We start from the raw sequence: 12,236 nt of genomic DNA, 5'->3' as shown, positions 1-12,236 counted from the left end.
GATCATAGCAAACATTGCATTTACTGATGAGCCAAACAGCCTACCGTGCAGGCTTCAAAGGAAGCAGCATGTTTGAAACCGTCCTTCCCCTCGTCCTGTTCGCGCTGGTCTCAACCTCAACGCCCGGCATGGCCACGACCTTATCGACGGCGTCCGGCGCGCAGTTCGGCTTTCGCCGCTCTATCCCGCTGATGGCCGGGAGTGCGGCCGGCCTGGCCACGGTGGCTGCGGCAGGCGCTGCCGGGCTCGCCGGTCTGCTGGCCGCCGCTCCTTCGCTGCAACTGGCAATGAAGATGGCCGGTACCCTCTATCTGACGTGGCTTGCCCTCAAGATCGGCCGCAGCAGTCCGCCCAATCTGGACGTGGCCATGGCAAAGCCGAACAGCTTTTTGGGCGGCGCCGGCCTGCAATGGATGAACCCAAAGGGCTGGGCCATGGGGCTGGGAGCGGCGGCATCCTTTGCCGCGCTCGCCAACGGGCCGCTGCGGCTCGCCGTGCTGCTCGGCACGGTCTTCGGTCTTGCAGCGGCCCTCTCGCTGGCGGCGTGGTGCGTGGCGGGCACGCTGCTCGCCCGGTTGCTGCGAACCGAGCGGCAGTGGCGCATGCTCAACGCCGTGCTTGGCCTGCTGCTGGCCGCCTCGATCATTCCTATGTGGCGGACAGCGTAAGATCAGTTATTTCAGGCAGCGTAGCGTGCCGCCGGCTTGCCGGCCAGCAGGCTGCCGAAGAAACCTTGCCGCGCACCAAGATAGGATTCCAACCCAGCCGGATCGGAGAGCCCGGGCGCGGTGACGGTTTCGCCCTTGGCCAGGCCGACAAGCGCTGCATCGACCAGATCGTCGGCAGTCATAACGATCTCTGCCGGCAGGTCGGCAATATCGCTTCCGGCAACTTCCCAGAACTCGGTCCGCGTAGCCCCCGGCAGCACGACCTGTATGGCGACCTTGCTGTCGGCGACTTCCCGCTGCAAGGCCTCGGTGAAGTTGACGACATAAGCCTTTGTGCCGCTGTAGATGCCGCCGAACGAGGTGTCGAAGGCCAGCACCGACGCGATGTTAACGATGGCACCGCGGTTGCGCGCCAGCAGCTCCGGCAGGACCGCGCGGGTCAAACGAGTCAAAGCCACGACATTGACCTTGATCATGCGCTCGGCCACATCAGCGTCGGCCGTTGCCACCATCTGCGCGCCGCCAAGGCCGGCATTGTTGACCAGCAGCGTCACGCTGTCGTCGGTTGATATCGCCTGCTCGACCCGTCGCAGATCGCCGTCGTCGGCCAGGTCGGCGCTGATGACGCCGACCTTGATGCCATACGCGTAGCGGAGCCTCTCCGCCAATTCCTCCAACCGATCGGCGCGCCGCGCCACCAGCACCAGATCATAACCTAGGCCGGCGAGCCGGTCGGCATAGACCGCGCCGATGCCGGACGAGGCGCCGGTGACGACCGCTGTACCTTTGTCCTGATTGCTCATTGTCTTGCTCCTTCTGGTTCGATTCCAAATGCCAGTGCCGCACGGCAACACACCCTGCTTCGACTGGCACACGAATTATTGGCATATGCCACTATTTGAACGTAGGCATATGCCACCATCTTGTCAATCCGGGGAGCAAGGACTATTTCTGGTTTGCATCGAGGGGTCCCTTCCGGTCCCTCATCGGAAATCCGCCAATGTCCCAAACCACCCTGCCCGGCCTGGCGCTTTGCAATAACGCCATGCTGCGCCGCGCGACGCGGAAACTCGGCCAGTTCTATGACGATGTGCTGGCCCCATCGGGTCTGAAGGCCACGCAGCAGGGCCTGCTTTATCAAATCCACGTCGGCAACGAACCGACGATGGGTGCCATTGCCGCGGCCCTCGTCATGGACCTGTCGGCCCTCGGTCATACGCTGAAGCCGCTGATCCGCGACGGTTATGTCGAGACCTTCGCCGACCCTGCCGACCGCCGCATCAGGCGCGTCAGGCTGACACCGCAGGGCCGGACCAAGCTCGAAGAAGCCCTGAAGCTGTGGCAAGTCGCTCAGCAGCGCTTCGAGGAGATGTTTGGCAAAGAGCAGGCGGCAAGCCTGCGAGCGGCGCTGGACGAAATCGCCGCGCTGAATTTTGACGCACCGCCGGCCGCGACTTGAACTATCGGCGGCCGGCAGCCAAGCTCCACTGGCAGCCTTATTCGGCCGGCATCGCCACCGGTCGCGCCGCCAGGTGGCCCGCCAGCACGACGCCCAGACCGACGATCGGGAATGCCGCCGCGACCACACCGAGGTCGGCCGGTGCGCCATAGCGCAGCACCGCGGCGCCGACCACGGCGCCCAGTGCCACGCCGAGATAGAGCGCCGAAGCGTTCAGCGACAGCACGATTGGCGCGGCATCGGGCGCCAGCTTGATGATGCGGCTGGCCTGCGCCGGCGGGAATGCCCAGCCGACGATGCCCCACGGCACCATCATGGCCATCAATGCCGGCCCGGCGATCTCACGCGGCAGGAACATCGGGATCAGCGAAAACGTGACCAGCATCGCGGCACTCAGCGCCAGTGACCAGCAGACGGTGCGCGTCGCGCCGAAACGGTCGGCGGCCTGACCGCCGCCGATATTGCCGATGACCGCGCCAACGCCGAAAGCGAGCAGCATTCCGGGAAGCGCGATCGGGTTCAGTCCGCCGCCTTCGATCGCGAGCGGCGCGACAAAGGCAAAGACGGTGAAGGCGCCGATCAGGGCCAGGATGGTCGTCACCAGGATAGGCATGACGCCGGGGCGAAGTGCCGCTGCCAGCCGCATCCGGAGCGGCAGCCTGGTGCCGACGATGCCGCGCGGCAGCCGGTACCACAGGATCGCGCCGGCGAGCGCACCAAGGCCGGCAATGGCAAAGAAGGTGCCGCGCCAGCCGGCAACCGTCGCAACGAGCGCGCCGAGCGGTGCTCCGACCGCGACCGCAACCGTAGTGCCGCCGACGACCACGGCAATGGCGCGGGCGCGGTGATGATCGTCGACAAGCGCAACGGCCGTTCCCTGTGCGGTCGCCGCGAACAAGCCTGACGACAGCGCCATGACGATGCGCGCGATCAACAGCAATTCGAAGGAGGAGCTTAGCGCCGCGGCGACGTTGCCCACCACGAAGAACACCAGCGTCCACAGGATGACGCGGCGCCGGTCCCATTCGCCGGTCAGCGTTGCCAGGATCGGCGTGCCGATCGCATAGGCGAGCGCAAACGCGGTGATCAGCGTGCCGGCGAGCGGAACGGAGATGGCGGCATCCTTTGCAATGTCGGGCAAAAGGCTGGAGATGACGAAACCTTCGGTCGAAATCGTGAACGATCCGAGCGCAAGCCAGATGAGGCGCTTATCCATGGCAATTTCCTTAGTTCAAAGGTTATTGAACAATTGGACATAACAGGGCATGATGTCAATAAACCCGCTGCAAAATAGCCGAACCATCCTGACAGCCCGGTGTCAGGACGGAGCGACGGGACGAAACTATGTGTCCATTAGCCACGAGAGGAGATGCGTTGAAATCGGCTCCGAATGTGCTTAATTCCTGGGCATGACCTTGCCCCATCCCACCGCCGACCAGATCAGCCTGCCGAACGTGCTTGCCGTGCTCGGCGACCCGACGCGACTGGCCATCGTGCGCTATCTCGCCAGCAAAGAGGGCGTGCCGCTGAATTGCAGCCGGTTCCTCGATCTCTGCTCGAAGACCAATCTGAGCTACCATTTGGCCAAGCTGCGTGAGGCCGGCGTCACCCGCACCGAGGCGGTTGGAACCAGCCGGCTGATCACGCTGCGCCGTGACGATCTCGACCGCCGCTTCCCGGGCCTGCTCGACAGTGTTATTGCCGCGGCCGGCGACGCATCGTTGCCGGCGGTCGGCGGCCACGAGATCGAAGTCCGCGCCTGAACGACCCGAAGCTGGGTTCCGCTCTCGCCCGCCTCGCGAGGCGAGCGAAGTAGCTTCACCCGCCCTCCAGCCATTCCAATTAACGGAGCCTGCCATGCGCATTGCCGTCCTCGCCGACATCCACGGCAATGTCCTGGCGCTCGACGCCGTGCTCAACGATCTGCGGCAGCGCGGCGGCGCCGACCTCATCGTCAATCTCGGCGATTGCGTTTCCGGCCCGCTCTGGCCGCGCGAGACCATGGAGCGGCTCGAGAGGCTCGACCTGCCGACGGTGCGCGGCAACCACGACCGCCGCGTTGCCCGCGACCCACTGGACGACGCCATGTGGCCTTCCGACCGCTACGCGTACGAAAGGCTGACGGCAGCCCAGCGCGAGGCGCTGTTCGCGCTGCCGCTAACGCTGGACGTGGCGCCCGGCGTACTCGCCTTCCACGCCCGACCCGACCACGACGAAAAATACCTGACTGACGCGATCGTCGACGGCCGGCTGGTGCGCGCGCCGCTGGCCGCCATCGAGCGGCGGCTCGGCGCGATTGATGCCGCCTGCCGTATTATTCTTTGTGGCCACAGCCACCGCAGCGAGCTGATCCGCATTGCCGGCGGTCCGATCATTTTCAACCCAGGCAGCATCGGCTGCCCGGCCTATCACGACGATACGCCGCCGGCGCATGTCTCCGAGCAGGGCTCACCGCACGCCCGCTATGGCATCGTCGAACTGCACCCCGATCGTTTCGAAGCCATCGCCGTCGATTATGACCACGAGGCGGCGGCGCGCCAGGCCGAGCAGGCGGGACGGCCCGAATGGGCTCACGCGCTGCGCACCGGCTTTATGTCGGGCTGAGCTTGCTCATCCCAGGCTGAGCTCGCTCATCCCTAGCTGAACGGATGACCGCCTTCGAGCGGCAGAAGTCGCGACCGGTCCAATCTTCAGTCGTCAGACGCCGATCGCTTCGATCGCTTGGCAGGACGTCGGGTGCTGGCCGCCGAAGTCTTGGACGTCGAAGTCTTGGACGTCGAAGTCTTGGTCGCCGAAGGCTTTGGCCGTGACGTCTTGGGCGCTAGTTGCGTTGGGTTGAAAGTCTGTGCTGGGGCGGATTCGGAACCGGCCCGAATGTCGGCGTCGCGCACCTGCTGGCCAAAGTTCAGGCCGGTCAGCTCTTCAATCTCGGCCACCGTCGAAAGGAACTCCGATACCCTGGCAATTTCAAGCGGGTCATCGAATGCCTCGGCACGCTCGCCGAACGCTTCGGGCATCACTTCCAAAACCGGCTTCTGGTCCGCCAGCAGCGCGATGGCGCGCAGGCCAGCTTGATCGGACCACAGCGCGATCTTCCAGAACTTCAGCGGAACATGGCTGTCGAAGCGGTAGGGAGGATCGTCCTCGCCGAACACTGGCCCGGCAAACACCGTGACACGGCCTCGCGTCGTATAGGCGTTGCGCAGCACATAGGTTTCTACCGCGCGCCATCTCAACTTCCCTTTGGAGCCGGGATGGTCAAGCGAGCTTCCTTGATTGAAGAAGCCGACTTGCGGCGCAGCATTGGTATAAAAGAACGTGTCGCGTTCTGCCGCGACCGCCTCCTGATCGACGCCCCAGGCGGGGTCGCCGCGAAGTGTAATATGGCCCTTCTGGAACATTCGAGCGATTCGTTCCTTGGATTTTGCGACCGGAAATCCAGGCACATTCTGGCTCGAATAGAATTCCTGGTTCATCTGCTCGCCAAGGTCGATGCGCCGATCCGGCCGGAAAGCATCGCTGGCTTCCGAACCGGAAATCGACTCCACCCCCAATTCGACAAGCGACGGGTTGTCGATGACCGTCTTGTCCTCACGATTGACCGCCTTGGTGCGGGATCCATCGATATTGCAGGCGGTGACGAAGGCAAGCCTGCGATCGGCGTTCATCAAGATCGAAAAATGATGGTAGCGCAATTCGTGTGGGTCCTCTCCCGGTTTGGCAAGAAGGTTTTTGGCCAACCGGTAGGGTGAATTGGCAACCGTCGGCATTGCCAGGACAAAGCCCGGTATGAAGCCGGGCTCATACCCTCCACGATCGTCGAAATCCTCTGTTTTCCAACCCGCGGCCTCGGCGATGGCCACCTTCCCGGGTTCGCTTGCCGGGCCTTTGCCGTCGCTTCGTCTCGCATCGCCTCCGTCGCGGTCGATCAGCGGCGCCCGGACATTTATCTCGACGGGAAAAGTCCAGGTGACCGAGCCATCGGCATTGTGTCTCGTCGCCGGCGGATTGCGATCCGGTTCCGGCCGCTGCACCGGCTTGTCCGGCACATCTTCGCGAATATCGGCGTTCAGCCGAACTGTCTCGTCCATCATGCGCGGCATGCCGGCCCAAATCGCCAGAGCTTGCGAAACCGCCGATGCCGAGGAGCCCGGCAGCTTGGACTTTCTAGCACCCAGATCGTCAACGATGGCGCTGATCCGTATGCCTTCGTTGATCTCGCGCGCAAGCGCATAGCCACCTATGCCCGTCACCTCGTGGAACGGGCCAGCCCAATGGTGCAGGGCAATAGGTTCCCATTCATTGTTGAAGACCGGTGAACCGGACGAACCCTGTTCGGTGTCGGCGACATAGTGCAGCACTTGCACCGTTTCGTCGCGGGCCACCAGCCGGTTTTCACGCAACACCAGTTCCTTGAAGCGGCCATCGGGATGCTGAACGATGTTGGCGATTTCGCCGAGCATATGCTTGTCGCGCGCATCCGACAGCGAGATAAAACCGAACTCCCCCAGTTCCTTTGGACCGGAACGCCGCTCGCCGACTCCGATCAGCGTATAGTCCAGACCCTCTATGCTATCGGTCACGAAACAGGATTCAGGATCGAACAGGAACGTCGTCGGCGTACGCACGGCATTCGCACCGTCCTGCTCATAATCGAACTGAACCTGGAAGCGCCGGGAACCCGCCGGCGACGAAATCACATGGTTGTTTGTGAGGAACAGCCTTGGCCCGACCAGAAAATCCGATCCTTGTGGATTGCCGTTGAGAAAGGCAACGCGGCCAACCGCATCGGCAGCACGGCGCCCACGCTCGAGGAATGCGATCCCGATGAAATCGAGCGTTGGGCCGAGAATTGCCTCCGGCCCTGGCTGCTTGGCGGCGGCCTTTCTTTCCCCGGCAGACCTCATGTCGATCGCTGCCGATATCATCTCCGCTTCGGTGCGGCTGAGCGACGCCTTTACCTGCAACCTGTCGAGGCGCCTGGAGAGGGTCTGTTCGGCGGCCAGCGGATTGCCGTTGGCGATGTGACCAAGTGAAGCCTCAATCTCGGCGCGCGTTTTCTTGATACGCTGGCGAACTATGTTTTCCACCTGCGCAAATATTTCAAGGTCGACCATATTGCCCTCCTCAACCTTACTTGAGAGAGTGCATATTTACATGAAATGTGCAATATTTTGCCGGCTGTTAGTTCACGGAAGTGGCCTGGTCGCGATTCAACACGCGGCACCTTTTCGGGCTTACACAGCGCCGCCTCGTCGCCTATAAAAACCGGCTGGCGTGCGATGGCGCTTTCGTGCCTGGCCGCGCCTTCGGCAATTGAACCTACCGCCCATGGCAGATGATTAGGCGCACAGTAACACTCCCGACGACGCTGCTTGCGATGGTTGCCGCTCCGCTGATGCTGGCGGAGTTGCCGGCCAACGGCCAGGAGCCGGAGCCCATCATCTCGATTGTGACGGGTCTTGCTCCGGATGATCTCCTGAACGTGCGCGCCACGGCGTCGGCCATGGGCAAGGTCGAGGCGCGGTTGCCGAGTGGATCGAGCGTGAAAAATCTCGGCTGCGGCGACGTCAGCGGCCACAAGTGGTGCAAGGTCCAAGACATTGACGACCCGAAGCTGAGCGGATGGGCTCCCGCACGCTACCTCGACCCTATTAATCCCCAGCAAGTGACGCCCCAGGCGGCAGCCGATACGGAGAGCCCTGCCTCTCAACCGCTGCCCGACCTGACAACGCGCCTCGGCGCAACCGGTCCCGAAACGGCGCTGAACTCCGCTGACGCAATCGGCAAGGTGGCGATCGAGGATGCTTACCGCTTGGCCCTGGCCGCTGGAAACCCCTCGACTGGACAGGTTGATGGATCGCCGCCCGTGGCTGCGGACCCCGTCCGGAATTTCGGCGCGGCCAACGCGGCGCCCCCGGCCGACGCACAGACCGTTGCGCGGCTTCAGCCGCCGGGGACACCGGTACCCGGTGCCGGCAACGCCATCCCCTGCGCGCGCTATCTCGGCCAGCCGATGACCAGCTGCAAGGCAGGCGTGGTGCGCACCGGCGACAAGACCGACGTGACCGTGACCTGGCCCGATGGCGGCACGCGCATCATCAGCTTCCAGGCCGGCAAGCCGGCCGGTGCGGACGCGCCCGGCGAATTCCGCTTCACCCGCGAAGGCAGCCTCAACATGATCCGCGTCGGCGCGTCCGAACGCTTCGAGATTACGGACGCTTTCGCGTTGGGAGGCAGATAGATTCGAGACGCCGGCGGGACAGCGCCCCCCTCTGTCCTGCCGGACATCTCCCCCACGAGGGGGGAGATTGGCTGTTTCGCTGACGGCGCCTCTTTTTGAGGTTGGCGATTGGCGAAATCAAAGGTGAAGGCCGATCTCCCCCGCGTGGGGGAGATGTCCGGCAGGACAGAGGGGGGCGCGACGGAACGAGACGCTTGTTTGCTCAGGCAGCCCCGCACAAAGCCGCATTTTAGGGGCTTACATCCGGCAAAACTCTTCCCTATAAGGCCCTCCTAGCCTGATACCAGAATCGCGCGCACAACCGGCCGGGTCATCCCGTCCGGCTTTTTGTGCAAGCCGCCCGCCGAACGGACCCTCGACATGCCAAGACGCACCGACATCAAGTCGATCCTGATCATCGGGGCCGGCCCCATCGTCATCGGTCAGGCCTGCGAATTCGACTATTCCGGCACCCAGGCCTGCAAGGCGCTGAAGGAAGAGGGTTTTCGCGTTATCCTGGTCAATTCCAATCCGGCCACCATCATGACCGATCCGGAGCTGGCCGACGCCACGTACATCGAGCCGATCACGCCCGAAGTGGTGGCCAAGATCATCGCCAAGGAGCGGCCGGACGCGCTGCTGCCGACCATGGGCGGCCAGACCGCGCTCAACACCGCTTTGTCGCTGCGCCGCATGGGCGTGCTCGACCGCTACAATGTCGAGATGATCGGCGCCGACGCCACCGCAATCGACAAGGCCGAGGACCGCGCTTTGTTTCGCGAGGCGATGAACAAGATCGGCCTGGAAACGCCGAAGTCGATGCTGGCCAACGCCACCGACGTCAAGAATGCTGACCGCAAGACGCACGAGGCCGAGCGCGCAGAGTTGAAGGCCGAGAAGCCCGAAAACCTCGACGCCGCGCTCGACGCGCTGGAGACGCGCTGGAACCTCGGCGAAGGCGACCGCAAGCAGCGCTACATCAGCCACGGCATGGCGATCGCCGCGCAGGCGCTCGACCATGTCGGCCTGCCCGCAATTATCCGCCCCTCCTTCACCATGGGCGGCACCGGCGGCGGCATCGCTTACAACCGCGCCGAATTCTTCGAGATCGTCCAGTCCGGCCTCGACGCCTCGCCGACCACCGAAGTGCTGATCGAGGAGAGCGTGCTCGGCTGGAAAGAGTATGAGATGGAGGTCGTCCGCGACAAGGCCGACAACTGCATCATTATCTGCTCGATCGAGAACATCGACCCGATGGGCGTGCATACCGGCGATTCGATCACCGTCGCCCCTGCCCTGACGCTGACCGACAAGGAATACCAGATGATGCGCAACGCCTCGATCGCGGTGCTGCGCGAGATCGGCGTCGAGACCGGCGGCTCCAACGTCCAGTTCGCCGTCAACCCGGCCGACGGCCGCCTGGTGGTGATCGAGATGAACCCGCGCGTCTCGCGTTCGTCTGCGCTCGCCTCCAAGGCGACCGGTTTTCCGATCGCCAAGATCGCCGCCAAGCTCGCCGTCGGCTACACGCTGGACGAGCTCGAGAACGACATCACAGGCGGAGCAACGCCGGCCTCATTCGAGCCGAGCATTGACTATGTCGTCACCAAGATCCCGCGCTTTGCCTTCGAGAAGTTCCCCGGCGCCGAGCCGGTGCTGACCACATCGATGAAGTCGGTCGGCGAGGTCATGGCCATCGGCCGCACCTTCCAGGAATCGCTGCAGAAAGCGCTGCGCGGGCTGGAGACCGGCCTGACTGGTCTGGACGAAATCGAGATCCCCGGCATCGGCCATGGGACGACAGCTGCCAGCCATGTCGATGACCGCAATGCCATTCGCGCCGCCTTGGGCACGCCGACGCCGGACCGGCTGCGCATGGTGGCGCAGGCGATCCGCATGGGCACCTCGCTGGAAGACGTGCACGCAATGTGCAAGATCGACCCGTGGTTCCTCGAACAGATCGCCGGCATTCTCGACATGGAAGCGCGCATCCGCGAGCATGGCATTCCGGAGGATGCAGCCAATCTGCGCATGCTGAAGGCGATGGGTTTCTCCGATGCCCGCCTCGCATCCCTGGTCAGGAAGGACGTTGAAGAGATCCAGAAGATTCGCGAAAAACTCGACGTTCATCCGGTCTACAAGCGCATCGACACTTGCGCCGCCGAGTTTGCTTCGCCCACCGCCTACATGTATTCGACCTATGAGGTGCCGTTCGCCGGCGCGCTCGCCAACGAGGCGCAGGTCTCATCGCGGAAAAAGGTCGTCATCCTCGGCGGCGGCCCCAACCGCATCGGTCAGGGCATCGAATTCGACTATTGCTGCTGCCACGCCGCGTTTGCGCTGCGCGACGCCGGCTTCGAGGCGATCATGATCAACTGCAACCCGGAGACCGTGTCGACCGACTACGACACCTCCGACCGGCTCTATTTCGAGCCGCTGACGCCGGAGGATGTGCTGGAGATATTGCGCGCCGAGAAGGCGTCCGGCGAGCTGGTCGGCGTCATCGTCCAGTTCGGCGGCCAGACGCCGCTGAAGCTCGCCGATGCGCTGGAGAAGGCCGGCATCCCGATCCTCGGCACCTCGCCCGACATGATCGATCTGGCCGAGGACCGCGACCGCTTCCAGAAGCTGTTGCACAAGCTCGGCCTCAGCCAGCCGAAGAACGGCATTGCCTATTCGGTCGAGCAGGCCCGCCTTGTCGCTGGCGAGCTCGGCTTCCCGCTGGTGGTGCGCCCGTCCTATGTGCTCGGCGGCCGCGCCATGCAGATCATCCACGACGAGAGCATGCTGCAATCCTATTTGCTCGACACCGTGCCCGGCCTGGTGCCGGAGGACATCAAGCAGAAGTACCCCAACGACAAGACCGGCCAGATCAACACCCTGCTCGGCAAGAACCCGCTTCTGTTCGATACCTATCTGTCGGGCGCAATCGAGGTCGATGTCGATTGCCTCTGCGACGGCAGGTCGACTTACGTCTCCGGCATATTGGAGCATATCGAGGAGGCCGGCATCCATTCCGGCGACTCGGCCTGCTCTCTGCCGGTGCACTCGCTGCCTTCCGAGCTGGTCGACGAGCTGGAGCGCCAGACGGCAGCGCTTGCCCGCGCGCTCAATGTCGGCGGGCTGATGAACGTGCAGTACGCGATCAAGGACGGCACCGTCTATGTGCTGGAGGTCAACCCGCGTGCGTCGCGCACCGTGCCTTTCGTCGCCAAGACCATCGGCCGGCCGATCGCGAAAATTGCCGCCCGCATCATGGCCGGCGAAAGCCTGGAAGACGCCTTCGCCCATTACGGCGCCATGCCCGACCCGCGCAATCCCGGCCACATCGCGGTCAAGGAAGCGGTGTTCCCCTTCGCCCGCTTCCCCGGCGTCGACATATTGCTCGGCCCGGAAATGCGCTCGACCGGCGAGGTCATGGGCCTCGACCGCGACTTCGCGCTGGCCTTCGCCAAGAGCCAGCTAGGCGCCGGCGTCGACCTGCCGCGGTCCGGCACCCTGTTCGTCTCGGTGCGCGACGAAGACAAGAAAGGCATACTGCCGGCGGTCAAGCGCCTCGCCGGCCAGGGCTTCAAGGTGCTCGCCACCTCCGGCACCGCCCGCTTCCTCGCCGAGAACGGCGTCGCGGCGGAGAAAATCAACAAGGTGCTGGAAGGCCGCCCGCACATCGAGGACGCCATCCGCAACCGCCAGGTGCAGATCGTCTTCAACACCACGGACGGCCAGAAGGCGGTGTCGGACTCAAAATCGCTGCGCAGGGCAACGCTGATGCAGAAAGTGCCGTACTACACGACGCTGTCGGGGGCTGCCGCGGTGGCTGAGGCGATTGCGGCGCTGCGGGCGGGGAGCCTGGAGGTTCGGCCGCTGCAGGAGTATTTTGCGTAGG

The 12,236-nt window shown here is 63.9% G+C and carries 9 protein-coding genes; 6 read left to right on the top strand and 3 right to left on the bottom strand.

Translation table 11 applies throughout. The features are described 5' to 3' along the window. The first annotated feature begins 68 nt into the window (after window positions 1-68). Window positions 69-668 (top strand): LysE family translocator, encoded by a 600-nt coding sequence (locus NKI52_RS08565; RefSeq protein ID WP_352697649.1) that lies wholly within the window; start codon window positions 69-71, stop codon window positions 666-668. A gap of 11 nt (window positions 669-679) precedes the next feature. On the opposite strand, the gene NKI52_RS08560 is transcribed toward NKI52_RS08565, so the two are convergent. Then, window positions 680-1,471 carry an SDR family NAD(P)-dependent oxidoreductase gene (locus NKI52_RS08560; RefSeq protein WP_023678313.1) on the bottom strand — a complete coding sequence of 264 codons (792 nt, stop codon included), beginning with the start codon at window positions 1,469-1,471 and terminating at the stop codon, window positions 680-682. Between the two features lie 197 nt (window positions 1,472-1,668). Here NKI52_RS08560 and NKI52_RS08555 point away from each other — a divergent pair, with 197 nt between their 5' ends. Then, window positions 1,669-2,127, top strand: coding sequence for a MarR family winged helix-turn-helix transcriptional regulator (locus NKI52_RS08555; RefSeq protein WP_023678314.1), 459 nt, complete (start codon window positions 1,669-1,671; stop codon window positions 2,125-2,127). Window positions 2,128-2,164: 37 nt separating this feature from the next. Here the strand turns inward: NKI52_RS08555 and NKI52_RS08550 are convergent, their stop codons facing one another. Next, window positions 2,165-3,343: an MFS transporter gene (locus tag NKI52_RS08550; RefSeq protein WP_352586884.1), complete on the bottom strand. Its 1,179-nt coding sequence runs from the start codon at window positions 3,341-3,343 to the stop codon at window positions 2,165-2,167. Window positions 3,344-3,536: 193 nt separating this feature from the next. Here NKI52_RS08550 and NKI52_RS08545 point away from each other — a divergent pair, with 193 nt between their 5' ends. Both NKI52_RS08545 and NKI52_RS08540 read left to right on the top strand, forming a co-directional pair. Next, on the top strand, window positions 3,537-3,890 hold the full coding sequence (locus tag NKI52_RS08545) for an ArsR/SmtB family transcription factor (RefSeq protein WP_352457526.1): 354 nt from the start codon (window positions 3,537-3,539) through the stop codon (window positions 3,888-3,890). A 94-nt stretch (window positions 3,891-3,984) separates the two neighbouring features. Continuing rightward, window positions 3,985-4,731: a metallophosphoesterase family protein gene (locus NKI52_RS08540; RefSeq protein ID WP_352648573.1), complete on the top strand. Its 747-nt coding sequence runs from the start codon at window positions 3,985-3,987 to the stop codon at window positions 4,729-4,731. A gap of 86 nt (window positions 4,732-4,817) precedes the next feature. On the opposite strand, the gene NKI52_RS08535 is transcribed toward NKI52_RS08540, so the two are convergent. Beyond that, window positions 4,818-7,244 carry a DNA/RNA non-specific endonuclease gene (locus NKI52_RS08535; RefSeq protein WP_352697647.1) on the bottom strand — a complete coding sequence of 809 codons (2,427 nt, stop codon included), beginning with the start codon at window positions 7,242-7,244 and terminating at the stop codon, window positions 4,818-4,820. 263 nt (window positions 7,245-7,507) lie between these two features. On the opposite strand from NKI52_RS08535, the gene NKI52_RS08530 reads away from it, so the two are divergent. Together NKI52_RS08530 and carB are read left to right on the top strand one after the other, a co-directional pair. Then, window positions 7,508-8,371, top strand: a complete 864-nt coding sequence (locus NKI52_RS08530; RefSeq protein WP_352697645.1) for an SH3 domain-containing protein — start codon at window positions 7,508-7,510, stop codon at window positions 8,369-8,371. A gap of 360 nt (window positions 8,372-8,731) precedes the next feature. Beyond that, window positions 8,732-12,235 carry a carbamoyl-phosphate synthase large subunit gene (carB, locus tag NKI52_RS08525; RefSeq protein WP_352697643.1) on the top strand — a complete coding sequence of 1,168 codons (3,504 nt, stop codon included), beginning with the start codon at window positions 8,732-8,734 and terminating at the stop codon, window positions 12,233-12,235. Window position 12,236 lies beyond the last annotated feature (1 nt).

The organism is Mesorhizobium sp. M0590, from assembly GCF_040320905.1.
In the GTDB taxonomy this organism is placed as follows: domain Bacteria; phylum Pseudomonadota; class Alphaproteobacteria; order Rhizobiales; family Rhizobiaceae; genus Mesorhizobium.
Note: the sequence above shows the minus strand (reverse complement) of the source record. Positions and strands in the feature narration are given on the sequence as shown.